The sequence below is a fragment of the Massilia timonae genome, assembly GCF_001866515.1.
In the GTDB taxonomy this organism is placed as follows: Bacteria; Pseudomonadota; Gammaproteobacteria; order Burkholderiales; family Burkholderiaceae_D; genus Telluria; species Telluria timonae.
The window spans coordinates 834,842-860,693 of sequence record NZ_JRYB01000001.1 but is presented as its reverse complement, the minus strand read 5'-3'; the positions used below and the strand labels follow the sequence as shown (position 1 = coordinate 860,693).

Genomic DNA, 25,852 nt, shown 5'->3' with positions numbered 1-25,852 from the left:
TACTCTCTTTCCTCTGCTGCTGACGAACAAAACGATTCGAAGCAAACAGCAGATGAAGCAGTACCGAATTCTGATCTTTAAAAATTAACAGTCGATAAGTGTGGGCGTTTGATGAAGGTGCCAGCTGACTTGTTCAGCTGCATACTTAAAATATCAAATGTTCGCACAAAGTATTAAACGTTGCTTCAGCAATGAAGTGACGGTCAGTATTTTGAGTGAGCGACCTCGCTAGCAATAGCGAGTGACTCGAAAGAGTCAACAAACAGAGATTGAACTGAAGAGTTTGATCCTGGCTCAGATTGAACGCTGGCGGCATGCTTTACACATGCAAGTCGAACGGTAACAGGGAGCTTGCTCCGCTGACGAGTGGCGAACGGGTGAGTAATATATCGGAACGTACCCAAGAGTGGGGGATAACGTAGCGAAAGTTACGCTAATACCGCATACGATCTAAGGATGAAAGCAGGGGACCTTCGGGCCTTGTGCTCCTGGAGCGGCCGATATCTGATTAGCTAGTTGGTGAGGTAAAGGCTCACCAAGGCGACGATCAGTAGCTGGTCTGAGAGGACGACCAGCCACACTGGAACTGAGACACGGTCCAGACTCCTACGGGAGGCAGCAGTGGGGAATTTTGGACAATGGGCGCAAGCCTGATCCAGCAATGCCGCGTGAGTGAAGAAGGCCTTCGGGTTGTAAAGCTCTTTTGTCAGGGAAGAAACGGCTGTGGCTAATATCCACGGCTAATGACGGTACCTGAAGAATAAGCACCGGCTAACTACGTGCCAGCAGCCGCGGTAATACGTAGGGTGCAAGCGTTAATCGGAATTACTGGGCGTAAAGCGTGCGCAGGCGGTTTTGTAAGTCTGTCGTGAAATCCCCGGGCTCAACCTGGGAATTGCGATGGAGACTGCAAGGCTAGAATCTGGCAGAGGGGGGTAGAATTCCACGTGTAGCAGTGAAATGCGTAGAGATGTGGAGGAACACCGATGGCGAAGGCAGCCCCCTGGGTCAAGATTGACGCTCATGCACGAAAGCGTGGGGAGCAAACAGGATTAGATACCCTGGTAGTCCACGCCCTAAACGATGTCTACTAGTTGTCGGGTTTTAATTAACTTGGTAACGCAGCTAACGCGTGAAGTAGACCGCCTGGGGAGTACGGTCGCAAGATTAAAACTCAAAGGAATTGACGGGGACCCGCACAAGCGGTGGATGATGTGGATTAATTCGATGCAACGCGAAAAACCTTACCTACCCTTGACATGTCAGGAAGACCGGAGAGATTTGGTTGTGCCCGAAAGGGAACCTGAACACAGGTGCTGCATGGCTGTCGTCAGCTCGTGTCGTGAGATGTTGGGTTAAGTCCCGCAACGAGCGCAACCCTTGTCATTAGTTGCTACGCAAGAGCACTCTAATGAGACTGCCGGTGACAAACCGGAGGAAGGTGGGGATGACGTCAAGTCCTCATGGCCCTTATGGGTAGGGCTTCACACGTCATACAATGGTACATACAGAGGGCCGCCAACCCGCGAGGGGGAGCTAATCCCAGAAAGTGTATCGTAGTCCGGATCGTAGTCTGCAACTCGACTACGTGAAGTTGGAATCGCTAGTAATCGCGGATCAGCATGCCGCGGTGAATACGTTCCCGGGTCTTGTACACACCGCCCGTCACACCATGGGAGCGGGTTTTACCAGAAGTAGGTAGCTTAACCGCAAGGAGGGCGCTTACCACGGTAGGATTCGTGACTGGGGTGAAGTCGTAACAAGGTAGCCGTATCGGAAGGTGCGGCTGGATCACCTCCTTTCTAGAGTAGCACCGGGGTCTAACGACCCATCATCAAGCGTCCACGCTTATCGACTGTTGAACGAGTAAAGAACAGTTTTATCGGGGCTGTAGCTCAGCTGGTTAGAGCACCGTGTTGATAACGCGGGGGTCGTTGGTTCGAGTCCAACCAGCCCTACCACGTTTCTCGGGGGATTAGCTCAGCTGGGAGAGCACCTGCTTTGCAAGCAGGGGGTCGTCGGTTCGATCCCGTCATCCTCCACCAAAAGCTCAAACGTAAGTCGTCAGTAAATAGCTGATGAGATTTAGGTTTGATCTTTTCGAGATCACTGTTTTTTCGTTCTTTAACAATCTGGAAGAAGTAAAGTTTTTTTAAGCGTGTAAGCGAATCAGAAATGATGAGTGAGCACACTTAGGGTAGTAGTAATTTGTATCAAGCAAACATAGTTGTACTCTTGATCTATGACGATCTCTGTAACTCATGCAGAGGCCAACGTTATAGGGACAAGTGAATAAGTGCACATGGTGGATGCCTTGGCGATTACAGGCGATGAAGGACGTAGTAGCTTGCGATAAGCTGCGGGGAGCTAGCAAACGAGCTTTGATCCGCAGATTTCCGAATGGGGAAACCCGGCCTTTTAGGTCATTGCATGCTGAATACATAGGCATGCAAAGCGAACGCGGCGAACTGAAACATCTAAGTAGCTGCAGGAAAAGAAATCAACCGAGATTCCCAAAGTAGTGGCGAGCGAAATGGGATGAGCCTGTATGTGATAGTCGATTGAATAGTGGAAGTCTCTGGAAAGTGACGCCATAGTGGGTGATAGCCCCGTACACGAAATTCAAACGGTGGTACTAAGCATACGACAAGTAGGGCGGGACACGAGAAATCCTGTCTGAACATGGGGGGACCATCCTCCAAGGCTAAATACTCGTAATCGACCGATAGTGAACCAGTACCGTGAGGGAAAGGCGAAAAGAACCCCGGGAGGGGAGTGAAATAGATCCTGAAACCGTGTGCATACAAACAGTCGGAGCCTCTTCGTGGGGTGACGGCGTACCTTTTGTATAATGGGTCAGCGACTTACATTCAGTGGCGAGGTTAACCGGATAGGGGAGCCGTAGAGAAATCGAGTCCGAACAGGGCGACAGTCGCTGGGTGTAGACCCGAAACCAAGTGATCTACCCATGGCCAGGATGAAGGTGCGGTAACACGCCCTGGAGGTCCGAACCCACTAATGTTGAAAAATTAGGGGATGAGCTGTGGGTAGGGGTGAAAGGCTAAACAAACTTGGAAATAGCTGGTTCTCTCCGAAAACTATTTAGGTAGTGCCTCAAGTATCACCATCGGGGGTAGAGCACTGTTATGGCTAGGGGGTCATTGCGACTTACCAAACCATTGCAAACTCCGAATACCGATGAGTGCGAGCTTGGGAGACAGACATCGGGTGCTAACGTCCGGTGTCAAGAGGGAAACAACCCAGACCGCCAGCTAAGGTCCCAAAGATTGGCTAAGTGGAAAACGAAGTGGGAAGGCTAAAACAGTCAGGATGTTGGCTTAGAAGCAGCCACCATTTAAAGAAAGCGTAATAGCTCACTGATCGAGTCGTCCTGCGCGGAAGATGTAACGGGGCTAAGCCAGTCACCGAAGCTGCGGATATGTCTTTGACATATGGTAGGAGAGCGTTCTGTAAGCCTGCGAAGGTGTCTTGTAAAGGATGCTGGAGGTATCAGAAGTGCGAATGCTGACATGAGTAGCGATAATGCGGGTGAAAAGCCCGCACGCCGTAAGCCCAAGGTTTCCTGTTCAACGTTCATCGGAGCAGGGTGAGTCGGCCCCTAAGGCGAGGCAGAGATGCGTAGCTGATGGGAAGCAGGTTAATATTCCTGCACCGTCGTATGATGCGATGGGGGGACGGATCGCGGAAGGTTGTCTGACTGTTGGAATAGTCAGTTTTTGACTCATAGAAGGTGCTTAGGCAAATCCGGGCACGTAATTCAAGGGGTCGAGACGAGCGCTCATGTAGCGCGAAGCAATCGGAAGTGGTTCCAAGAAAAGCCTCTAAGCTTCAGTCATACGAGACCGTACCGCAAACCGACACAGGTGGGCGAGATGAGTATTCTAAGGCGCTTGAGAGAACTCGGGAGAAGGAACTCGGCAAATTGGTACCGTAACTTCGGGATAAGGTACGCCCTAGTAATTTGACCACTTTACTGTGGAAGGATGAACGGGTTGCAATAAAATGGTGGCTGCGACTGTTTAATAAAAACACAGCACTCTGCAAACACGAAAGTGGACGTATAGGGTGTGACGCCTGCCCGGTGCTGGAAGATTAAATGATGGGGTGCAAGCTCTTGATTGAAGTCCCAGTAAACGGCGGCCGTAACTATAACGGTCCTAAGGTAGCGAAATTCCTTGTCGGGTAAGTTCCGACCTGCACGAATGGCGTAACGATGGCCACACTGTCTCCTCCCGAGACTCAGCGAAGTTGAAATGTTTGTGATGATGCAATCTACCCGCGGCTAGACGGAAAGACCCCATGAACCTTTACTGTAGCTTTGCATTGGACTTTGAATCAATCTGTGTAGGATAGGTGGGAGGCTTTGAAGCGGGGACGCCAGTTCTCGTGGAGCCATCCTTGAAATACCACCCTGGTTCATTTGAGGTTCTAACCTTGGTCCGTTATCCGGATCGGGGACAGTGCATGGTAGGCAGTTTGACTGGGGCGGTCTCCTCCTAAAGTGTAACGGAGGAGTTCGAAGGTACGCTAGGTACGGTCGGACATCGTGCTAATAGTGCAATGGCATAAGCGTGCTTAACTGCGAGACCGACAAGTCGAGCAGGTACGAAAGTAGGACATAGTGATCCGGTGGTTCTGTATGGAAGGGCCATCGCTCAACGGATAAAAGGTACTCTGGGGATAACAGGCTGATTCCTCCCAAGAGTTCATATCGACGGGGGAGTTTGGCACCTCGATGTCGGCTCATCACATCCTGGGGCTGTAGCCGGTCCCAAGGGTATGGCTGTTCGCCATTTAAAGTGGTACGTGAGCTGGGTTTAAAACGTCGTGAGACAGTTTGGTCCCTATCTGCCGTGGGCGTTGGAAATTTGAAGGGGGCTGCTCCTAGTACGAGAGGACCGGAGTGGACGAACCTCTGGTGTACCGGTTGTCACGCCAGTGGCATTGCCGGGTAGCTAAGTTCGGAAGAGATAACCGCTGAAAGCATCTAAGCGGGAAACTTGCCTTGAGATGAGATTTCCCGGAGCCTTGAGCTCCTTGAAGGGTCGTTCGAGACCAGGACGTTGATAGGCTGGGTGTGGAAGTGCAGTAATGCATTAAGCTAACCAGTACTAATTGCCCGTACGGCTTGTCCCTATAACCTTGGTAGTCCAAGGTCGAGTACAGCTGCTCGATACAAAGCTACAACCCAACAATACTTCTTCCAGATTCATGGCCACGCTGAACAAAGCGTAGGGTGGGCGGCTGTGCCGCCCACGCGTAACTCAAGCGTAGCCAGACAAGTCAAAGCCTGATGACCATAGCAAGTCGGTCCCACCCCTTCCCATCCCGAACAGGACCGTGAAACGACTTTGCGCCGATGATAGTGCTGCAACCAGTGTGAAAGTAGGTTATCGTCAGGCTAGTTATAAGAAAAACCCCGTCCAGTGATCTGGTCGGGGTTTTTTGCTTTCAGCCGCCGATCTCGATCAGCCTGTTCAGCAATCCTTCCGCCGAATCCGCGATCCGATCCAGACTCGCTTCACGCAGCTGCGCCGTGTCGACGACATGTTCGCTGCGCGAACCAGCCCACTGCAGCAGTGCGCCGCAGGCTTCCGGGTGGTCGAACAGTCCGTGCAGATATGTTCCCAGGATCTGTCCATCCGGCGATACGGCGCCTTCGCCGCGACCGTCGATCGAAAATGCCGGCGTCTCCATGGCCGCGCCATGCGACACACCCATATGAATTTCGTAGCCGCTTACCCGGCTCGCGGTGTCGTCCACACTGAACGCGCACAGGCCCTCCACCCTGGTCAGCCGCTTTTCGCGCGTCAGTTCGGTGTCGATATCCAGCAAGCCGAGTCCCGCAGACAGTCCCGGCGCGCCTTCGACGCCATGGGGATCCTGGACTGTCCGGCCCAACATCTGGAATCCGCCGCACACGCCGATCACCTTGCCGCCATAGCGCAGGTGACGCGTGATCCGTTCAGGCCATCCATTCGCCTCCAGCCAGGCCAGGTCCCCGCGCGTATTCTTGCTGCCCGGGAGGACGATCAGGTCCGCGCCCGGAATCGCCTCTCCCTGCCGCACGAAGCGCAGGTCGACGTCCGGATGCGCACGCAGCGCATCGAAATCGGTGTGATTGCTCATGCGCGGCAGGCTGGGAACGACGACACGAAACGCGCCCTTGTTCGTTTGCGTCGCCTGCACCGCATCCTCGGCATCGAGGAACAGCCCGTGCAGATAGGGCAGCACCGCCAGCACCGGCTTGCCGGTCTGCCGTTCCAGCCACTCCAGCCCCGGCTCGAGCAGCTTGATGTCGCCACGGAAGCGGTTGATGACGAAGCCGATCACCCGATCGCGCTCCGACTGCGACAGGCAGGACAGCGTGCCAACCAGATGCGCGAAAACGCCGCCGCGATCGATATCCGCCACCAGCACCACCGGGCAGTCGACCGCCTCGGCAAAGCCCATATTGGCGATGTCGCGGTCGCGCAGGTTGATCTCGGCCGGACTGCCCGCGCCCTCGACGATCACCGTTTCGTACTGCGCCAGCAGGCGCGCATGCGATGCGAGCACCGCCCCCATCGCCACCGGCTTGTACTGGTGATAGTCGCGCGCATTCATGTCGGCGCGCACCTGGCCATGGATGATGACCTGGGCGCCGACGTCGCTCGACGGCTTGAGCAGCACCGGATTCATGTCGGTATGCGGCTCGATGCCGGCGGCGATCGCCTGCAGCGCCTGCGCGCGGCCGATCTCGCCGCCATCGCGCGTCACCGCGCTGTTGAGCGCCATGTTCTGCGGCTTGAATGGCGCGACCCGGATGCCGCGCCGCTTGAGCAGGCGGCACAGCGCCGCGACCACCGTGCTCTTGCCGGCGTCGGACGTCGTGCCCTGCACCATCAGGGTCCGGTAGGGAAAGCCGCTCATCTGGATCGACGCTGGCGCGCCTGCTCGAGCACTTCGCACATCGCGGCCGTGCCCTGGACCATGCGCGGCCCCGCGCGATTGAGCAGGTGGCCGTCCAGCGTGAACAGGTTATTGCTGCGCACCGCGGCCAGGGTGCCATACGGCTTCCACAGTTCGACGCCGCCATAGTTCTTCTCGGCGGTGGCGATGATCGCTTCCGGGTTGGCCTGCAACACGCTCTCGATCGAGACGATCGGCGCCGTCACCGTCAGCTTGTCGAAGATGTTCTCGCCGCCGCACAGCTTCATCGCGTCGGTCAGGATGTGCTTTCCGCTCAGTGTATACAGCGGCTTGTCCCACACCTGGTAGAAGGTGCGCACCGTGGAACGGTTCGCATACTTCGCGCGCAGGCCGGCCAACTGCTCGCGCAGCTGCGTCGCGGTCGTCCTGGCCGCGGCGTCGGTGCCCAGCAACTGGCCCAGGCGCAGCACGGCGTCGGGAATGCCGTCCAGCGTCTGCGGGTCGCTCTGGAATACCGGGACACCCAGGCGGCGCACCATCTCGATCTGTCGCTCCGAGCTGTTGTGGCGCCAGGCCACGATCAGGTCGGGCTTCAGCGAGATCAGGAGCTCCATGTCGATCTCGCGGTTCGAGCCGATGCGCGGGATGCGCTTGGCCGCTTCGGGATAATCGCTGTAGTTGACCGCGCCGACGATCTGGTTGCCGCCGCCGGCCGCGAACAGCAGCTCGGTGACGCTGGGCGCCATCGATACTACCCGCAGCGCCGGCTTGGCGAGGGTGACCGTCAGTCCCGCATCATCCTTGACCGTGATCGCGGCCTGGGCCTGGGCCGCCAGGCCAGCCGCGGCCAGACCAGCCAGGCCGGCCAGCAGCATCGCTTTCTTCATTGCTTGCTCCATTCGTGAAGTGCTTGTTCGAGGCGTTGCCATTCATCCTCGCCGGCAGGCAGGCCGACCCGGATGCCGCGCGCCGCATCGCGAAACAGCCGGCACCAGATGCCGTGCGCGGCCATGTGTCCATGAAAGGCTTCGGGCCGCGCCTCGGGCCACCAGCGAAACAGCGGCGTGCCGGCGCTGACGATGCCGTGCTCCCGCAGCAGCCGCGCCATCCGTTCGCCCGACTGAGCCAGCCGGGCCTGCGTATCCCGCTGCCAGCCGGTGTCGGCCAGCGCCTGCAGCGCGATCTCCTGCGCCGGACCGCTGACGGCCCACGGCCCGAGCAGGTCGGCCAGGTCCGCCAGCACGCGCTCATGCGCCGCGACGAATCCCAGCCGCAGCCCCGCCAGCCCGAAGAACTTGCCGATCGAGCGCAGCACGATCAATCCCGGCTGCGCCGCATGCGGCGCCACGCTCAGCGTGGGCGCCGTATCGCCAAAGGCTTCGTCGACCACCAGCCAGCCGCCGCGCGCATGCAGCCGCGCCGCCCAGTCGAGCAGGCGCTCGGGCGCGATGGTTTCGCCGGTCGGGTTGTTCGGATTGACCACCACGACGACGTCGCTGCCATCGACCGCGGCGTCCAGTTCCGCGTACGGCGCCAGCCGCCGCGTATGGCCGTGCAGGTTCCAGTGAAACGCGTGTTCCGCATACGAAGGCGCCGACACCGCGACGCGCGATGGTGGACGCAGGCGCGGCAGGGCCTGGATCGCCGCCTGCGTGCCGGCCACCGGCAGCAGTTGCGGCGCGCCGTAATAGGCGCAGGCCGCAGCAAGGAATGCAGGATCGGGCTCCGGCAGGCGATGCCAGGCCGCGCTCGACGGCGCCGGCGCCGGATAGCCATGCGGGTTGATCCCGGTCGACAGGTCGACCCAGTCATCGCGGCCATAGTGACGCGCGGCGTCGCGCAGGTTGCCGCCGTGTTCAAGCATGAGAAACTCCGACCGCCAGCAGGCAGACCACGCCGGCCCACAGCAAGGTGGTGCGCAGCACCAGCCGCCAGGCGCGCAGGATGTCGCCGGCGCCGGCGGCAGGCCCGAGGCCCAGCGGCGGGCGCTGTTCGACTTCGCCATCGTAGACGGCGGCGCCGCCCAGCGACACGCCCAGGGCGCCGGCGCCGCTGGCCATCACCGGCCCGGCATTCGGGCTGCTCCAGGCCGGGGCCTGGGTGCGCCAGCAGTGCCAGGCGCGCGCGCGGCCGCTGCCCGCCAGCAGCACGTACGACAACGCGGTCAGGCGCGCGGGCACGTAGTTCAATGCGTCGTCGATGCGCGCCGCGACGCGGCCGAACAGGTTGAAGCGCTCGCTGCGATAACCCCACATCGCATCGAGCGTGTTCGTCAGGCGGAACAGCACCGCGCCCGGCCCACCCAGCAGCACGAACCAGAACAGCGTGCCGAACACGGCGTCGTTGCCGTTCTCGAGCAGCGATTCGGCGCTGGCCTTGGCAAGGTCGGATTCGTCGGCGTGCGCCGTGTCGCGGCTGACGATGCGCGCCGTGAGCGCGCGCGCCTGCGCCAGGTCGCCCGCGCGCAGCGCGGAATGGATCGGCAGCGTATGGTCGCGCAGGCTGCGCAGGCCGATGCAGAAATAGAGCAGCACCGCATGCAGCCACAGGCCGGCAAGGTCGGCCAACGCCAGGAACAGCAGGCTCAGTGGCAGGACGGCGAGCATCCATGCCAGGGCTCCACGCGCCAGGCGCGCCTGCCCGCGATTGAGTCGCCGCTCGATCGAGCCGGCCAGCTTGCCGAAGCCGACCAGCGGGTGCCAGCGCCGCGTCTCGCCCAGCAGCAGGTCGAGCGCGATGCCGGCGACGAGCAATAGCGCGATGGTGGACAGCGACAGGCCGGTCAGCACTGGAGACCTTTCAGGACAAGTGGCAGGCCGGCCGCCACCAGCACCGCGCGGTCGGCGCGCGACGCCACCGCCTGGTTCAGGCGGCCGGCTTCGTCGACGAAGCTGCGCGAGATCGCGCCCCAGGGCACGATGCCCATGCCGACTTCGTTCGACACCAGGATCAGGTCGCCCGGCAGCTCCCCGTCCAGCAAGTCCAGCAGCGCCGTACGCTCTTGATGAAAGGATGCCGGCAAGTCGACCGCGCCGACGTCGGGATAGTCGCGGCCATCGCAGAACATCAGGTTGCTGAGCCACAGCGTCAGGCAGTCGACCAGCACCAGGCGCTGCGGCGCGCACCAGTCGCGCAGCGTCTGCGCCAGCGCCAGTTCTTCCTCGACCGTCCGCCATTCGGGCGGGCGCCGCTCGCGGTGATGGGCGATGCGCGTGGCCATCTCGCCGTCGCCGGCGCGCGAGGTGGCGACATAGACGACCTCCTTGCCCAATTCGCGCGCGATGCGCTCGGCGTAGGCGCTCTTGCCCGAGCGCGCGCCGCCGAAGACCAGGGTCACGCTCACGGCTGCGCTCCGAACAGTGCCGCCACCGCACGCGGGTTGGAAGGGAAATAGCCGTGGAAGTAGGACGCGAACAGCGAGCCGACCCGGTAGGCGGCTTCGCCTTGCGTGCCGGTCCTCTGCTTCACGGTATGTGCTTGCGGCGCGACCGGGGAGTCCAGCAATGAGTAGTGGAAGGTATGACCACGGATCTCGCCTTGCGGCGTCGGCATCGCGTGCATGCCCAGTCCTCCCAGGCGCTTCTGCATCCTGACCTCGCCGGTGAGCAGCCCGGCCATCTCGAAGCGGCGTCCCTCGCCATCGGTCAGGCCATCGGCAAGCGCCATCATGCCGCCGCATTCGGCGACGATCGGCACGCCACGTGCGTGCGCCGCGCGGATCGAGTCGCGCCAGCGCTGGGCGGCCTGCAGCTGCGCGCCGTGCAGTTCGGGATAGCCGCCCGGCAGATACACCGCGTCGGCATCGTCCGGCACCGCTTCGTCGGACAACGGCGCGAAATACGTGATGCGCGCGCCGAGCTGCCCGAGCAGGTCGATATTCGCCGGGTAGACGAAGACGAAGGCCGGATCGCGCGCGATCGCGATCGTGCGCCCCGCCAGCAGCGGCTCTACAGGCGCCGGGGCCGTGGCAGCAGGCGTCATGACGGGTAGCGCATCCCACGCCGCTTCATCGAAATCGATGCTGTCGGCCAGCGCATCCAGGATGCCGTCGAGCTCCTCGACCTCGCCCGGCACCACCAGGCCCAGATGACGCTCGGGCAGCGGCGCCTCCTGGCGGGAGAGAGTGCCGATCAGCGGGATGTCGCGCAGCGACTCTTTCACCATTGCCGCATGGCCGCTGCTGGCGATGCGGTTGGCAATCACGCCGGCCATCTCGACGGGGCCATAGTCGCGCAGGCCCTGCGCCACGGCGCCGGCCGTTTGCGCCATCGCCGACGCGTCCAGCACCGCCAGCACGGGGATGCCGAACTCGCGCGACAGGTCCGCCGCCGAAGGAGAGCCATCGTACAGGCCCATCACCCCCTCGATCAGGATCGCGTCCGCCTCGCGCGCGGCGTCAAGCAGGCGCTGGCGGCAGGCATCGACGCCCACCATCCACAGGTCGAGATTGTGCACCGGCGCGCCGCAGGCGCGTTCGAGCAGCATCGGGTCAATGAAGTCGGGGCCGCATTTGAACACCCGCACGCGCTTGCCCATGCGGACCAGCCGCCGCGCCAGCGCGGCCGTCACCGTCGTCTTGCCCTGGCCGGACGACATCGCCGCCACCAGGACGATACGGGCGCCCGTCACCATTCGGTCCCCGCCTGGGCCGTGATGCCGGCCTTGAACGCGTGCTTGACCACGTTCATTTCGGTGACGGTATCGGCCACCGCGATCAGTTCCGGCGGCGCGCCGCGGCCGGTAATCACCACGTGCTGCATCACCGGACGGTCGAGCAGGTCGGCGATCACGGTGTGCACGTCGAGGTATTTGTATTTGAGGGCGATGTTCAGCTCGTCGAGCACCACCATGCCGATCGCGGGATCGGACAGGAACTGCCGGGCCAGCGCCCAGGCTTCCTCAGCCTTGGCGATGTCGCGCTCGCGGTTCTGCGTTTCCCAGGTGTAGCCTTCGCCCATCGCATGGAAGCGCACTTCGTCGGGAAAGCGGCGCAGGAAGGTTTCTTCGCCGGTCGACAGGGCGCCCTTGATAAACTGGACCACGCCCACTTTCATGCCGTGGCCGAGCGCGCGCGCCACCATCCCGAACGCGCTCGAGCTCTTGCCCTTGCCGTTGCCGGTATTGACGATGACGATGCCGATTTCCTTGTCGGCCGAAGCGATCTTGGCGTCGATGACCGCCTTCTTGCGCTCCATGCGGGCGCGGTGGCGTTCGTTCAGGGCGGCGGTCTGTTCTGGTGTCATGTCGGTCATGCGGAGCCCTCCTTGGGGATGAAGATGCGGCGGCCTTCGTGTTCGATCATGTCGATCGGATGGCCGAGGTAGTCGCCCAGCAGCGCCGGGCGCATGATCTGGTCGTTGGCGCCAGCGGTCCAGCGGCCGTCGCCCATGAGCAGGAGCGCGTGGGTCGAGATGCGCGCGGCCAGGTTCAGGTCGTGGCCGATCATGACCACGGTCCGGTTCTGCTCGCGGCACAGGCGGGCCAGCAGGCCCATTACGCTCACCTGGTGCGCCAGGTCGAGCGCATTGGCCGGCTCGTCGAGCAGCAGCAGCGGCGTCTGCTGCGCCAACAGGGCGGCGATCGCCACGCGCTGGCGCTCGCCGCCGGACAGGGTGCGCACGTCGCGCGCGGCCAGGTCGTCCACTTCCATCGACGCCAGCGCCTGCAGGGCGGCTTGATGGTCGTCGCTGCCTTCCCAGTAGCGGTTGGCGTGGTAGGGGTGGCGCGCCGACAGCACGCTCTCGAGCACCGTGTAGGCGAAAGCGTCGTGGCGCGACTGGGCCAGGAAGGCGCGCTCGCGCGCCAGCTCGGTCAGCGGCCAGTCGGGTAGTGCGCGGCCATTTACCTGGACCGATCCGCCGTTCGGCGGCTGCAGCCCGGCCAGCGTACGCAGCAAGGTGCTTTTTCCCGCGCCATTGCGGCCGATGATGCTCCAGCATTCGCCGGCGCGCGCGGTCCAGTCCAGGCCCCGCACCAGGGTGCGTGGGCCGATGGACAGCAGCAGGTCGTGGGTGGAGATGGAGTTCATTTGCGCAGGCGGTGCAACTGGTAGAGGAAGACCGGCGCGCCGATCATCGCCGTGATGGCGCCGACCGGCAGCTGCTGCGGCGCGATGATGGTGCGCGCCAGCGTATCGCACAGCACGAGGAAGGCGCCGCCGGCCAGCACCACGGCCGGGATCAGGACCCGGTGGTCGGGCCCGAAGGCGAAGCGGCAGGCATGCGGCACGATCAGGCCGACGAAGCCGATCGAGCCGGCGCTGGTGACCGCGCTCGCGGTGAGCAGGGCCGACACGAAGAACAGTCCCTTGCGCAGCGCGCCGACGCGCACGCCCAGCGTCACCGCATTCTCGGCGTGCAGCGCGACCATGTTCATGGCGCGCGCATTGCGCATGGCGTACACCAGGCAGCCGGCCAGCACCAGCCAGGGCGCCAGCCGCAGCGGCGCGCCGGCCAGGTCGCCGATCAGCCAGAAGATCATGCTGCGCAGGCGCCCCTCGGGCGCGATCGACAGCATCAGGGTCACGACCGAGCCGCACAGGGCCGAGACGATCACGCCGGTCAGGAGCAGCATCGAGGCGCCACCTTCGGCCGCCTGGCCGCTGCGCAGGTCGCGCCGCGCCAGCAGGTACAGCAACATCGCCACGCCGATGGCGCCGGCCAGCGCGGCGGCATCGACCATCAGCGTGGACGCCATCAGGAGCAGCGCCAGCAGGGCGCCGACCGAGGCGCCGGACGAGACGCCCAGCACATACGGGTCGGCCAGCGGATTACGCAGCAACGCCTGCATCATGAGGCCGGCCAGGGCCAGCGCGCCGCCGGTCGCGAACGCCACCAGCGCGCGGCTGGCGCGCAGCTCGAGCAGGGAGGCGGAAAGCGAATCGGGCTGGCCGCTGGCGAGCTGGCGCAGGGCGTCGGGAATCTCGCCGAGAGGCACCCGGATCGATCCGGTCATGCCCGCGAACAGCAGGGTGGCAATCGAAAACGCCAGCATGGCGCCGACGATGAGCGTGGCGCGCTGGCGTAGCGGTGGGACGGATGCGTGCATGCTGGCCCTGTTGGTTTCGGACACCCGCGGCCTGGCTGCCGCGGGCAAGGGGTTATAGCTTAACGGATGCCGTAGCGCAGGGCCGCGAACCAGGTGCGGCCGCTGGTGCCGTAGTTACGCGCGATCTCGTACTGCTTGTCGGCGACGTTGTCCAGGCGCATCAGCAGCGACCAGTCGGGCGTGAACTGCCAGGTCGTGTGCAGGTTCAGCAGGCCGTAGCCGCCCAGGCGACGGTTGTTGGCGGCGTCGTCGAAGCGCTCTCCCGATACCGTCAGTTCGGCGCCGGCCTTGAGCGTGCCCATCGTGTAGTCGGCGCCGAAACTGGCATGCTTCTTCGCGCGGCGCGCCAGCTGCTTGCCGGTGGTCTCGTCGCGCGGATCCTGCCAATCGAGGCTGGCGCGCAGGTCGACACCCATCAGGCGCGTAGCGCCGGCCAGCGAGAAGCCTTCGAGCAGGCCCTTGTTGACGTTGTAGGCGCAGCTGCGGTTGACGCCGTCCGGGCACGGGGTGCTCGACACGATCATGTCGGTCAGGCGGTTGTGGAAGTAGGTGGCGTCCAGCTGGTAGCCGTTGCCGTCGTAGCGCAGGCCCACTTCGCGGTTGCGGCCTTTTTCGGGCTTGTTGGTTTCCAGGCCGTAGCCGGGGAAATACAGCTCGTTGAAGGTCGGGGCGCGGAAGCTCGTGCCGACGCTGGCGGTGGCGCGCAGGCCGTTGCCGAAGTCGTAGCCATAGCCGGCGGCGCCGGTGTTCTTGCTGCCATAGACCGAGCGGTCGTGGCGCGCGCTGACGTCGACCAGGTGCTGGCCGCGCTTGGCCGAGTAGGCGGCGGCATACGAATTCGTGATGCGCGAGCGCTGCATCGTCGGCACCTCTTCCTTGCGGTGCGTGTACAGCAGCTGCAGGGTGTCCTGGCCGATGGCGATGTCGTTCTGCCAGCTGAACTCATCCTGCTGGGTGTCGATCTGGCTGGCGCCGGATGGCGTCGCGTTGGTGAAGTTGCCCGACTTGTCTTCCGAGCGCGCGTATTGCACCGTGCTGTGCCAGTTCGGCAGGATCTGGTTGCGCATGAAGACCGCGGCGGTGTTCAGGTCGTTGTCGCTGTGGACGTCGTAGTTGGCGGTGCCGCTGTCGTACTGGCTGTACAGGCGGCTGACCAGGAACTGGGCGCCGATCTCGTGGCCCGGCGCGAGCGCCATCGTCACGCGGCCGTTGGCGTTGCGGCGGCGGTAGCCGTCTTCGTCCGGGTTGTAGCCCGAGGCGCTTGGGCGGGTAGACGAAAAGCCGTCCGAGTCCTCGTAGCCGGCGCCGAAGGCGTAGCTGACGGCGTTCGGGCCGCCGCTGCTGCCGTAGATGCCGGCATCAAGCTGGCGGGTCGCGTTGCTGCCCACGCCAACCGAGCCGGTGACGACCGGGGCGCCTTCGCCCTTGCGGGTGAAGATCTGGATCACGCCGCCGATGGCGTCGGCGCCGTACAGGGTGCTGAGCGGGCCGTAGACGATCTCGATGCGGTCGATGGCGCCCAGCGGGATCGCGTTCCAGCTGGCGGTGCCGGTGGTCGCCGAACCGAAGCGCACGCCGTCGACCAGGACCACGGACTGGTTGGCGTTGGCGCCGCGGATGAAGACGCTGGTGGTGGTGCCGGCCGGGCCGTTGCGCGAGATCTCGATGCCGCGCTGGCGGCGCAGGATGTCGGCCACCGAACCGGCGCCGGAGCGCGCGATCTCTTCGGCATCGATGACGGTGGTGTCGGCGATGACGTCGGCGGCGCGCTGCGCGGTGCGCGTTGCGGTGACGACGACGGTGTCGGCGGTAGGGATGGCGTCAGGCGAGGGTGCGTCGGCGACGGCGGCGGACGAGATGACGGCGAGGGCGAGCGAGACCGCGGCGGCTTGCCGGGTGACTGGAAAATTCATGAACTGTTTCTTATAAAGGGCAACCAGCCGACGTCCCCGTAGGCCAGATTGAACGGCATCGCGCGAGGCGACGCCACCTTTTGGCCGGTATCCGGGCTGACAAGTATGGCCGTCCGACCTTCCCATGCATGCGCACAGTGGTATGAGGGGACGGTTTGCCGCATGGCTCGAAGAGAGCATGCGGCACTTGCTTACCGTTGCGGGGGCAGCACACGTTGGCCCTTGAAAGGAGCTTCGTGTTTCCCGTTTAACTGCGACTGCGAACGCAGGCGCGAGCACCAAAACGCGCACATTATAAGGTGTTGTCCAAGGCGTTGTCAGGTTTCCAGCATCATCACTTCGCCGTAGCCGATCCGGTGTGGCGCCTGTGCAGCGCGCAGCGCGGCCTCGACCAGCGTGCCGCCGAGGTGCAGCGAATGCAGGAGGCGCATGGTGCCGGCGTGGCAGATGACCAGGGCTTGCGCGTGTCCGGCGCGCCGGATATCGGCATCGAAACCGGCCACGCGCGCGGCCACGTCCATCACGCTTTCGCCGCCGCCGGGGCGGTAGTGCAGCAGGTCGGCGCTCCAGGCGTCGATCTCGCTGCGCGGGATGTCGTCCCAGCTGCGCATTTCCCAGGCGCCGAAGTCCATCTCGGCCAGGCGCGCGTCGAATACCGGCGCCGGCGAGAGCTGCTCCGCCAGGACCGCGCTGCGGGCCAGCGGGCTGGCGTAGACGGGCATCGCGCCGGGCAGCCCCTGGCTTGCCAATGCGGCCAGCACCCGTTCGACGTCCGCGTGATCCGCCGCCAGGTCGCTGCGGCCGTAGCAGTGCCCGGCCGCCACCTCGGGCCGCGGATGGCGCACCAGGTAGAGGCGCATCAGGCCAGCGCGCCGCGGCCGAGCGTGGCCAGCACCGCGATATAGACCGCCACTTCGGCCAGTTGCTGCACGGCGCCGAGGCAGTCGCCGGTATAGCCTTGCAAGCGCCGCGTGAATTTACGCGCGAGCCAGCAGGTTGCAACGAGGGCCGCGACCAGCGCGGCGACGATGGCGGCCAGGTCGAGCAGGCCGAAGGCCAGCAGGCCGAGCGCGGGCAGCAGCACGGTCACGGCGGCGATGCCGAACTCGCGGTCGCTCATGCGCACCGCCAGCGGCTTGGCCTTGCCCTCGGCGCGGGCGTACTCCATCTGCCAGATCAGGGACGTGGCGGCCAGTCGCGACAGCGGGTGAGCCAGCAGCAGGGCGGCCATGGCGCTGGCCGGCGGCAGGCTGGCAAGCAGGGCCAGCTTCGCACCGAGCATGCACACGATGCCGATCGCGCCATACGCGCCGACGCGCGAATCCTTCATGATCTCGAGCGCGCGTTCCTTCGTCATGCCGCCGCCCAGGCCATCGCAGGTGTCGGCGAAGCCGTCTTCGTGGAAGGCGCCGGTGAGGTAGATGGTGGCGGCGGTGGACAGCACGGCCGCCACTGGCGCCGTCAGCCAGTGCGCGGCCACCAGGTAGACGAGCGCGCCGATGGCGCCGACCACGACGCCCACCAGCGGGAAGTAGCGCGACGCATGGTTCAACCAGCTCGGCTCGAAACCGACCCAGCGCGGAATCGGCAGCCGCGTGAAGAACTGCAGCGCGATGAAGAACAGGCGCAGCTGGTGCGTCATGCCGAGCGTTCGCTCACTTGCGCCGAGGCGAAGGTGGCCATCTCGTTCAGGAAGTTGGCGCTGGCGTGCAGCAGGGGCAGGGCGAGCGCGCTGCCGGTGCCTTCGCCCAGGCGCAGGCCAAGGTCGAGCAGCGGACGGGCGCCGAGCTCCTCGAGCAGCAGTGCGTGGCCATGCTCGCCCGAGCAGTGCGAAAACACGCAGTAGTCGAGGATGGCCGGCTGCAGGCGCGCGGCCACCAGCAGGGCACTGGTGACAATGAAGCCATCGATCAGCAGCACCTTGCGCAGCTCGGCCGCCTTGAGCATGGCGCCGGCCATCATCGCGATCTCGAAGCCGCCGAAGGTGGCCAGCACCTCGAGCGGTTGCACGGCGTGGGTGTGACGGGCCACGCTTGCCGCGACCACGTCGGCCTTGTGGCGGATACCGTCGGGGGTAAGGCCGGTGCCGGCGCCGACGCAGCGCGCCACCGGCTGGCCGGTCAGCTTGTGCATCAGGGCGGCGGCCGACGTCGTGTTACCGATGCCCATCTCGCCGAAGCCGACCACAGTGCCGGGCAGGTCGCGCGCCAGGGCCATGCCGTGTTCGAGCGCGGTCGCGCATTCCTGCGCCGTCATGGCCGGATCGAGCGCGAAGTTGCGGGTGCCGTTGGCGACCTTGCGGTGCACGAGCCCCGCGCGTGCGCCGAAATCGTGGTTCACGCCGGCGTCGACCACGTGCAGGGCGCAGCCGTTCTGGCGCGCGAATACATTGATGGCCGCGCCGTCGCCCAGGAAGTTCTCGACCATCTGCCAGGTGACGTCTTGCGGGAAGGCGGAGATGCCCTCGGCCACGACGCCGTGGTCGGCGGCGAAGACCAGGATCGCAGGCTGGTCGATGCTGACCCTGGTCGAGCGCTGGATCAGGCCCAGCTGGGCGGCGAGCGATTCCAGTCGTCCGAGGCTGCCGAGCGGCTTGGTCTTGTTATTGATGGCGTCCGCCAGGGACCGGGAGAGGGCGGCGTCGGCGGTAGGGACGATCGTAGGAATCATATAAGGGTATGTAAGAGAAGGTCGCTGAATGCGGCGGCTAAGATATCACAATCGTAAACCTTGCAAGTCGGCCTCCGGCTTGCTATAGTCTCGCTCCTCGACGCAGACGCAGCCTCACGGTAGCGAAAGCGAAGAGAAAAAAGAGGTTGACGAACAATGAGAAACACTTCATAATCTCGCCTCTCTGCTGCTGACGAACAAAACGATTCGAAGCAAACAGCAGATGAAGCAGTACCGAATTCTGATCTTTAAAAATTAACAGTCGATAAGTGTGGGCGTTTGATGAAGGTGCCAGCTGACTTGTTCAGCTGCATACTTAAAATATCAAATGTTCGCACAAAGTATTAAACGTTGCTTCAGCAATGAAGCGACGGTCAGTATTTTGAGTGAGCGACCTCGCTAGCAATAGCGAGTGACTCGAAAGAGTCAACAAACAGAGATTGAACTGAAGAGTTTGATCCTGGCTCAGATTGAACGCTGGCGGCATGCTTTACACATGCAAGTCGAACGGTAACAGGGAGCTTGCTCCGCTGACGAGTGGCGAACGGGTGAGTAATATATCGGAACGTACCCAAGAGTGGGGGATAACGTAGCGAAAGTTACGCTAATACCGCATACGATCTATGGATGAAAGCAGGGGACCTTCGGGCCTTGTGCTCCTGGAGCGGCCGATATCTGATTAGCTAGTTGGTGAGGTAAAGGCTCACCAAGGCGACGATCAGTAGCTGGTCTGAGAGGACGACCAGCCACACTGGAACTGAGACACGGTCCAGACTCCTACGGGAGGCAGCAGTGGGGAATTTTGGACAATGGGCGCAAGCCTGATCCAGCAATGCCGCGTGAGTGAAGAAGGCCTTCGGGTTGTAAAGCTCTTTTGTCAGGGAAGAAACGGCTGTGGCTAATATCCACGGCTAATGACGGTACCTGAAGAATAAGCACCGGCTAACTACGTGCCAGCAGCCGCGGTAATACGTAGGGTGCAAGCGTTAATCGGAATTACTGGGCGTAAAGCGTGCGCAGGCGGTTTTGTAAGTCTGTCGTGAAATCCCCGGGCTCAACCTGGGAATTGCGATGGAGACTGCAAGGCTAGAATCTGGCAGAGGGGGGTAGAATTCCACGTGTAGCAGTGAAATGCGTAGAGATGTGGAGGAACACCGATGGCGAAGGCAGCCCCCTGGGTCAAGATTGACGCTCATGCACGAAAGCGTGGGGAGCAAACAGGATTAGATACCCTGGTAGTCCACGCCCTAAACGATGTCTACTAGTTGTCGGGTTTTAATTAACTTGGTAACGCAGCTAACGCGTGAAGTAGACCGCCTGGGGAGTACGGTCGCAAGATTAAAACTCAAAGGAATTGACGGGGACCCGCACAAGCGGTGGATGATGTGGATTAATTCGATGCAACGCGAAAAACCTTACCTACCCTTGACATGTCAGGAAGACCGGAGAGATCTGGTTGTGCCCGAAAGGGAACCTGAACACAGGTGCTGCATGGCTGTCGTCAGCTCGTGTCGTGAGATGTTGGGTTAAGTCCCGCAACGAGCGCAACCCTTGTCATTAGTTGCTACGCAAGAGCACTCTAATGAGACTGCCGGTGACAAACCGGAGGAAGGTGGGGATGACGTCAAGTCCTCATGGCCCTTATGGGTAGGGCTTCACACGTCATACAATGGTACATACAGAGGGCCGCCAACCCGCGAGGGGGAGCTAATCCCAGAAAGTGTATCGTAGTCCGGATCGTAGTCTGCAACTCGACTACGTGAAGTTGGAATCGCTAGTAATCGCGGATCAGCATGCCGCGGTGAATACGTTCCCGGGTCTTGTACACACCGCCCGTCACACCATGGGAGCGGGTTTTACCAGAAGTAGGTAGCTTAACCGTAAGGAGGGCGCTTACCACGGTAGGATTCGTGACTGGGGTGAAGTCGTAACAAGGTAGCCGTATCGGAAGGTGCGGCTGGATCACCTCCTTTCTAGAGTAGCACCGGGGTCTAACGACCCATCATCAAGCGTCCACGCTTATCGACTGTTGAACAAGTAAAGAACAGTTTTATCGGGGCTGTAGCTCAGCTGGTTAGAGCACCGTGTTGATAACGCGGGGGTCGTTGGTTCGAGTCCAACCAGCCCTACCACGTTTCTCGGGGGATTAGCTCAGCTGGGAGAGCACCTGCTTTGCAAGCAGGGGGTCGTCGGTTCGATCCCGTCATCCTCCACCAAAAGCTCAAACGTAAGTCGTCAGTAAATGGCTGATGAGATTTAGGTTTGATCTTTTCGAGATCACTGTTTTTTCGTTCTTTAACAATCTGGAAGAAGTAAAGTTTTTTTAAGCGTGAGATCAGGTCAGCAATGATTTGATAGCACACTTAGGGTAGTAGTAATTTGTATCAAGCAAACATAGTTGTACTCTTGATCTATGACGATCTCTGTAACTCATGCAGAGGCCAACGTTATAGGGACAAGTGAATAAGTGCACATGGTGGATGCCTTGGCGATTACAGGCGATGAAGGACGTAGTAGCTTGCGATAAGCTGCGGGGAGCTAGCAAACGAGCTTTGATCCGCAGATTTCCGAATGGGGAAACCCGGCCTTTTAGGTCATTGCATGCTGAATACATAGGCATGCAAAGCGAACGCGGCGAACTGAAACATCTAAGTAGCTGCAGGAAAAGAAATCAACCGAGATTCCCAAAGTAGTGGCGAGCGAAATGGGATGAGCCTGTATGTGATAGTCGATTGAATAGTGGAAGTCTCTGGAAAGTGACGCCATAGTGGGTGATAGCCCCGTACACGAAATTCAAACGGTGGTACTAAGCATACGACAAGTAGGGCGGGACACGAGAAATCCTGTCTGAACATGGGGGGACCATCCTCCAAGGCTAAATACTCGTAATCGACCGATAGTGAACCAGTACCGTGAGGGAAAGGCGAAAAGAACCCCGGGAGGGGAGTGAAATAGATCCTGAAACCGTGTGCATACAAACAGTCGGAGCCTCTTCGTGGGGTGACGGCGTACCTTTTGTATAATGGGTCAGCGACTTACATTCAGTGGCGAGGTTAACCGGATAGGGGAGCCGTAGAGAAATCGAGTCCGAACAGGGCGACAGTCGCTGGGTGTAGACCCGAAACCAAGTGATCTACCCATGGCCAGGATGAAGGTGCGGTAACACGCCCTGGAGGTCCGAACCCACTAATGTTGAAAAATTAGGGGATGAGCTGTGGGTAGGGGTGAAAGGCTAAACAAACTTGGAAATAGCTGGTTCTCTCCGAAAACTATTTAGGTAGTGCCTCAAGTATCACCATCGGGGGTAGAGCACTGTTATGGCTAGGGGGTCATTGCGACTTACCAAACCATTGCAAACTCCGAATACCGATGAGTGCGAGCTTGGGAGACAGACATCGGGTGCTAACGTCCGGTGTCAAGAGGGAAACAACCCAGACCGCCAGCTAAGGTCCCAAAGATTGGCTAAGTGGAAAACGAAGTGGGAAGGCTAAAACAGTCAGGATGTTGGCTTAGAAGCAGCCACCATTTAAAGAAAGCGTAATAGCTCACTGATCGAGTCGTCCTGCGCGGAAGATGTAACGGGGCTAAGCCAGTCACCGAAGCTGCGGATATATTTCTCGTGATTTATCACTTGATCTATATGGTAGGAGAGCGTTCTGTAAGCCTGCGAAGGTGTCTTGTAAAGGATGCTGGAGGTATCAGAAGTGCGAATGCTGACATGAGTAGCGATAATGCGGGTGAAAAGCCCGCACGCCGTAAGCCCAAGGTTTCCTGTTCAACGTTCATCGGAGCAGGGTGAGTCGGCCCCTAAGGCGAGGCAGAGATGCGTAGCTGATGGGAAGCAGGTTAATATTCCTGCACCGTCGTATGATGCGATGGGGGGACGGATCGCGGAAGGTTGTCTGACTGTTGGAATAGTCAGTTTTTGACTCATAGAAGGTGCTTAGGCAAATCCGGGCACGTAATTCAAGGGGTCGAGACGAGCGCTCATGTAGCGCGAAGCAATCGGAAGTGGTTCCAAGAAAAGCCTCTAAGCTTCAGTCATACGAGACCGTACCGCAAACCGACACAGGTGGGCGAGATGAGTATTCTAAGGCGCTTGAGAGAACTCGGGAGAAGGAACTCGGCAAATTGGTACCGTAACTTCGGGATAAGGTACGCCCTAGTAGTTTGACCACTTTACTGTGGAAGGATGAACGGGTTGCAATAAAATGGTGGCTGCGACTGTTTAATAAAAACACAGCACTCTGCAAACACGAAAGTGGACGTATAGGGTGTGACGCCTGCCCGGTGCTGGAAGATTAAATGATGGGGTGCAAGCTCTTGATTGAAGTCCCAGTAAACGGCGGCCGTAACTATAACGGTCCTAAGGTAGCGAAATTCCTTGTCGGGTAAGTTCCGACCTGCACGAATGGCGTAACGATGGCCACACTGTCTCCTCCCGAGACTCAGCGAAGTTGAAATGTTTGTGATGATGCAATCTACCCGCGGCTAGACGGAAAGACCCCATGAACCTTTACTGTAGCTTTGCATTGGACTTTGAATCAATCTGTGTAGGATAGGTGGGAGGCTTTGAAGCGGGGACGCCAGTTCTCGTGGAGCCATCCTTGAAATACCACCCTGGTTCATTTGAGGTTCTAACCTTGGTCCGTTATCCGGATCGGGGACAGTGCATGGTAGGCAGTTTGACTGGGGCGGTCTCCTCCTAAAGTGTAACGGAGGAGTTCGAAGGTACGCTAGGTACGGTCGGACATCGTGCTAATAGTGCAATGGCATAAGCGTGCTTAACTGCGAGACCGACAAGTCGAGCAGGTACGAAAGTAGGACATAGTGATCCGGTGGTTCTGTATGGAAGGGCCATCGCTCAACGGATAAAAGGTACTCTGGGGATAACAGGCTGATTCCTCCCAAGAGTTCATATCGACGGGGGAGTTTGGCACCTCGATGTCGGCTCATCACATCCTGGGGCTGTAGCCGGTCCCAAGGGTATGGCTGTTCGCCATTTAAAGTGGTACGTGAGCTGGGTTTAAAACGTCGTGAGACAGTTTGGTCCCTATCTGCCGTGGGCGTTGGAAATTTGAAGGGGGCTGCTCCTAGTACGAGAGGACCGGAGTGGACGAACCTCTGGTGTACCGGTTGTCACGCCAGTGGCATTGCCGGGTAGCTAAGTTCGGAAGAGATAACCGCTGAAAGCATCTAAGCGGGAAACTTGCCTTGAGATGAGATTTCCCGGAGCCTTGAGCTCCTTGAAGGGTCGTTCGAGACCAGGACGTTGATAGGCTGGGTGTGGAAGTGCAGTAATGCATTAAGCTAACCAGTACTAATTGCCCGTACGGCTTGTCCCTATAACCTTGGTAGTCCAAGGTCGAGTACAGCTGCTCGATACAAAGCTACAACCCAACAATACTTCTTCCAGATTCATGGCCACGCTGAACAAAGCGTAGGGTGGGCGGCTGTGCCGCCCACGCGTAACTCAAGCGTAGCCAGACAAGTCAAAGCCTGATGACCATAGCAAGTCGGTCCCACCCCTTCCCATCCCGAACAGGACCGTGAAACGACTTTGCGCCGATGATAGTGCTGCAACCAGTGTGAAAGTAGGTTATCGTCAGGCTAGTTATATAGAAAAGCCCGCTCAGTTGAACTGAGCGGGCTTTTTGCTTTTTGCAGTCCAGATCGCGCTTTCGGCAATCTGTCGAGCCAATCAGCAGTTCAGCGCTTGTCCGACAAGACTGATGGGGTGTCGTGAAAGAATGGAACTCTCCAAACTCGAGCGATTTCACGAGATCCCATGTCCCCGCAAACGAACGCTGGCCGCAAGAACATCCTTTCCATTGTCATCCTGCTGGGCTGCCTGTCGATGTCGGGATCGGTATCCTCCGCCCCCGCCACCGCCAGCGTCGATATGGTCGCAGGCCGACAGGTCGAATCGCTGACCATCAAACATCCGAGCGCGAACGTCAGCATCGTCTTCGAAAACGGCTTGCGCGCAACGGTGGATGGATGGGACAAGGTGATCGACTCGTTGGTTCCTGACGCGTCGATCTTCGCCTATAACCGCCCTGGCTATGGCAACAGCCAGGAAACGGACACGGCGCGCGATGGCGCAACTATCGTCGAGGAACTCAGGCAAACCCTGAGGCATAAAGGCTTGGCGCCTCCGTACATCCTTGTCGGCCCTCGCTCGGCGGCTTGTACATGCAGCTATTCGCAAAGCGCTACCCGCAAGAAGTCTGCGGCCTCGTGCTGGTTGATCCGCTACTGCCTGGGGTCGTCAAGAAATCCGAGGAATTCCCCGTCTGGACCCGCGGCGCCAAGCGGCTGTTCTTCTCGAGTACCGTCAACAAGGAGATCGACGCCATTCACCAGACCAGCGAACAGGTGCTGTCGCTTGCGCCGATCGATGACAAGCCGATCGTCATGCTCATCAACAAACCGTCGGGTTCCACCGCGGTCGGCGTCGATTTCGGCGCCTTCAACAAAGACCAGAAGACGAGGGAATTGGTCAGCGGCTTGTATCCGAAAGCAAAAAGAATTGTCGTCGATTCCGACCACCGGGTGCAGCGCCAGAACCCTGCCGACGTGGTGAACGCGATCAGGAATATCCTCGCGCAGCAGCCTCCAGGCAACTCAGCAACAGAATAGTTGCATGCGGTGCGTAGGGCGAATCCCACAGTCCACCGAAACGTTCTCTGATACTTCCCCTGTCTTTGCACGCGCATTATCGAAGTTCTTGTTCAGTAAAGCGGAGGATCGCGATGAAGTCGAAAGAGAAGGTCAAGGGCGGAGACAACCGTGCACGCGGTATCGCAAAACCAAAAACGCTGATGGTTGCCGAAGGCAGCCTGCAGTCGAGAGCACCTGGTTACGTCATGCCGGGCGGACTCGACACACCTTTCCCGAAGGGAAACACCGGATCCATGCAATCCGACTCGAGCGGGCGCGGCCAACGCGCCGGCGCCGGTTCGCAGAGCGGCGGATGGAGCGCCCGCCAGCAGGCCCAGCGCATGCAGGCGCGCGGCGAGCAGGACCGTTTGGGCGAGTCGCGGCAATCCGGCCACGGCATGGAGCAGTACCAGCATGCCGGGTCCCAGGAGTCTCCAACCGGCCCGGACAAATCGCGACAAACCGGCAACGGCGCCGCCAACCAGCAACGGCAGGGGCGGCCTGACGAACCATCGTCGGATGCCGGCAGCAAGCGCAAAGGCTGATCGACCAGGACCTCGACCGTCCACCAATACCACCGACCCGGGCCTGGCCCGGGTTTTTTCTTGTCGGCGTAGGACGTACGG

General features: G+C 60.8%; 15 protein-coding genes, 4 tRNA genes, 6 rRNA genes and 1 riboswitch. Of the genes, 12 read left to right on the top strand and 13 right to left on the bottom strand.

Features of this window, described 5'->3' with window-relative positions:
• Nucleotides 1-271 precede the first annotated feature (271 nt).
• The 5 genes from LO55_RS03830 to rrf (LO55_RS03810) all read left to right on the top strand — a co-directional run bounded on the left by LO55_RS03830 (nucleotide 272) and on the right by rrf (LO55_RS03810) (nucleotide 5,423).
• A 16S ribosomal RNA gene (locus LO55_RS03830) occupies nucleotides 272-1,802 on the top strand.
• A gap of 82 nt (nucleotides 1,803-1,884) precedes the next feature.
• Nucleotides 1,885-1,961 (top strand) — tRNA-Ile (locus LO55_RS03825).
• A gap of 8 nt (nucleotides 1,962-1,969) precedes the next feature.
• Nucleotides 1,970-2,045, top strand: a tRNA-Ala gene (locus tag LO55_RS03820).
• Nucleotides 2,046-2,282: 237 nt separating this feature from the next.
• Nucleotides 2,283-5,157 (top strand): 23S ribosomal RNA (locus LO55_RS03815).
• A gap of 153 nt (nucleotides 5,158-5,310) precedes the next feature.
• Nucleotides 5,311-5,423: ribosomal RNA gene (gene rrf / locus LO55_RS03810) — 5S ribosomal RNA — on the top strand.
• The 16S, 23S and 5S rRNA genes sit together here with 2 tRNA genes alongside, the layout of an rRNA operon.
• A 49-nt stretch (nucleotides 5,424-5,472) precedes the next feature.
• On the opposite strand, the gene LO55_RS03805 is transcribed toward rrf (LO55_RS03810), so the two are convergent.
• From LO55_RS03805 to cobT, 13 genes are all read right to left on the bottom strand, one after another.
• Complete coding sequence (locus tag LO55_RS03805) at nucleotides 5,473-6,933, bottom strand: cobyric acid synthase (protein WP_071360498.1); 1,461 nt, start codon at nucleotides 6,931-6,933, stop codon at nucleotides 5,473-5,475.
• Nucleotides 6,930-7,820 carry a cobalamin-binding protein gene (locus tag LO55_RS03800; RefSeq protein ID WP_071360497.1) on the bottom strand — a complete coding sequence of 297 codons (891 nt, stop codon included), beginning with the start codon at nucleotides 7,818-7,820 and terminating at the stop codon, nucleotides 6,930-6,932. The genes LO55_RS03805 and LO55_RS03800 overlap by 4 nt, the downstream gene beginning before the upstream one ends.
• Entirely contained in the window at nucleotides 7,817-8,797 is a 981-nt protein-coding gene (gene cobD / locus LO55_RS03795; protein WP_071360496.1) for a threonine-phosphate decarboxylase CobD, read from the bottom strand. Before cobD ends, LO55_RS03800 begins: the two co-directional genes overlap by 4 nt.
• Nucleotides 8,790-9,722, bottom strand: a complete 933-nt coding sequence (cbiB, locus tag LO55_RS03790; RefSeq protein WP_071360495.1) for an adenosylcobinamide-phosphate synthase CbiB — start codon at nucleotides 9,720-9,722, stop codon at nucleotides 8,790-8,792. The genes cobD and cbiB overlap by 8 nt, the downstream gene beginning before the upstream one ends.
• Entirely contained in the window at nucleotides 9,716-10,276 is a 561-nt protein-coding gene (cobU, locus tag LO55_RS03785; RefSeq protein ID WP_071360494.1) for a bifunctional adenosylcobinamide kinase/adenosylcobinamide-phosphate guanylyltransferase, read from the bottom strand. The genes cbiB and cobU overlap by 7 nt, the downstream gene beginning before the upstream one ends.
• On the bottom strand, nucleotides 10,273-11,565 hold the full coding sequence (locus LO55_RS03780) for a cobyrinic acid a,c-diamide synthase CobB (protein ID WP_071360493.1): 1,293 nt from the start codon (nucleotides 11,563-11,565) through the stop codon (nucleotides 10,273-10,275). Before LO55_RS03780 ends, cobU begins: the two co-directional genes overlap by 4 nt.
• Nucleotides 11,559-12,185: a cob(I)yrinic acid a,c-diamide adenosyltransferase gene (gene cobO / locus LO55_RS03775; protein WP_071360492.1), complete on the bottom strand. Its 627-nt coding sequence runs from the start codon at nucleotides 12,183-12,185 to the stop codon at nucleotides 11,559-11,561. Before cobO ends, LO55_RS03780 begins: the two co-directional genes overlap by 7 nt.
• Nucleotides 12,182-12,961, bottom strand: a complete 780-nt coding sequence (locus LO55_RS03770; RefSeq protein ID WP_071360491.1) for an ABC transporter ATP-binding protein — start codon at nucleotides 12,959-12,961, stop codon at nucleotides 12,182-12,184. The genes cobO and LO55_RS03770 overlap by 4 nt, the downstream gene beginning before the upstream one ends.
• The gene (locus LO55_RS03765; protein WP_071360490.1) at nucleotides 12,958-13,980 is read right to left on the bottom strand and encodes a FecCD family ABC transporter permease; all 1,023 of its coding nucleotides are present in this window, start codon (nucleotides 13,978-13,980) and stop codon (nucleotides 12,958-12,960) included. Before LO55_RS03765 ends, LO55_RS03770 begins: the two co-directional genes overlap by 4 nt.
• Nucleotides 13,981-14,039: 59 nt before the next feature.
• On the bottom strand, nucleotides 14,040-15,893 hold the full coding sequence (locus tag LO55_RS03760) for a TonB-dependent receptor domain-containing protein (protein ID WP_071360489.1): 1,854 nt from the start codon (nucleotides 15,891-15,893) through the stop codon (nucleotides 14,040-14,042).
• Between the two features lie 65 nt (nucleotides 15,894-15,958).
• Nucleotides 15,959-16,191: riboswitch (cobalamin riboswitch) on the bottom strand.
• A 19-nt stretch (nucleotides 16,192-16,210) separates the two neighbouring features.
• A complete protein-coding gene (locus LO55_RS03755; RefSeq protein WP_071360488.1) occupies nucleotides 16,211-16,753 on the bottom strand; it encodes a histidine phosphatase family protein in 543 nt (180 codons plus the stop codon).
• Nucleotides 16,753-17,535 (bottom strand): adenosylcobinamide-GDP ribazoletransferase, encoded by a 783-nt coding sequence (locus tag LO55_RS03750; protein ID WP_071360487.1) that lies wholly within the window; start codon nucleotides 17,533-17,535, stop codon nucleotides 16,753-16,755. The genes LO55_RS03755 and LO55_RS03750 overlap by 1 nt, the downstream gene beginning before the upstream one ends.
• Complete coding sequence (cobT, locus tag LO55_RS03745) at nucleotides 17,532-18,563, bottom strand: nicotinate-nucleotide--dimethylbenzimidazole phosphoribosyltransferase (protein ID WP_071360486.1); 1,032 nt, start codon at nucleotides 18,561-18,563, stop codon at nucleotides 17,532-17,534. The genes LO55_RS03750 and cobT overlap by 4 nt, the downstream gene beginning before the upstream one ends.
• A gap of 442 nt (nucleotides 18,564-19,005) precedes the next feature.
• Here cobT and LO55_RS03740 point away from each other — a divergent pair.
• From LO55_RS03740 to LO55_RS03710, 7 genes are all read left to right on the top strand, one after another.
• A 16S ribosomal RNA gene (locus tag LO55_RS03740) occupies nucleotides 19,006-20,536 on the top strand.
• A gap of 82 nt (nucleotides 20,537-20,618) precedes the next feature.
• Nucleotides 20,619-20,695, top strand: a tRNA-Ile gene (locus LO55_RS03735).
• A gap of 8 nt (nucleotides 20,696-20,703) precedes the next feature.
• Nucleotides 20,704-20,779 (top strand) — tRNA-Ala (locus tag LO55_RS03730).
• Nucleotides 20,780-21,016: 237 nt separating this feature from the next.
• Nucleotides 21,017-23,908, top strand: a 23S ribosomal RNA gene (locus LO55_RS03725).
• A 153-nt stretch (nucleotides 23,909-24,061) separates the two neighbouring features.
• Nucleotides 24,062-24,174 (top strand): 5S ribosomal RNA (gene rrf, locus LO55_RS03720).
• A gap of 584 nt (nucleotides 24,175-24,758) precedes the next feature.
• A complete protein-coding gene (locus tag LO55_RS26935; protein ID WP_229410045.1) occupies nucleotides 24,759-25,205 on the top strand; it encodes a hypothetical protein in 447 nt (148 codons plus the stop codon).
• 113 nt (nucleotides 25,206-25,318) lie between these two features.
• Nucleotides 25,319-25,771, top strand: coding sequence for a hypothetical protein (locus LO55_RS03710; protein ID WP_005671458.1), 453 nt, complete (start codon nucleotides 25,319-25,321; stop codon nucleotides 25,769-25,771).
• The last annotated feature ends 81 nt before the right edge of the window (nucleotides 25,772-25,852 follow it).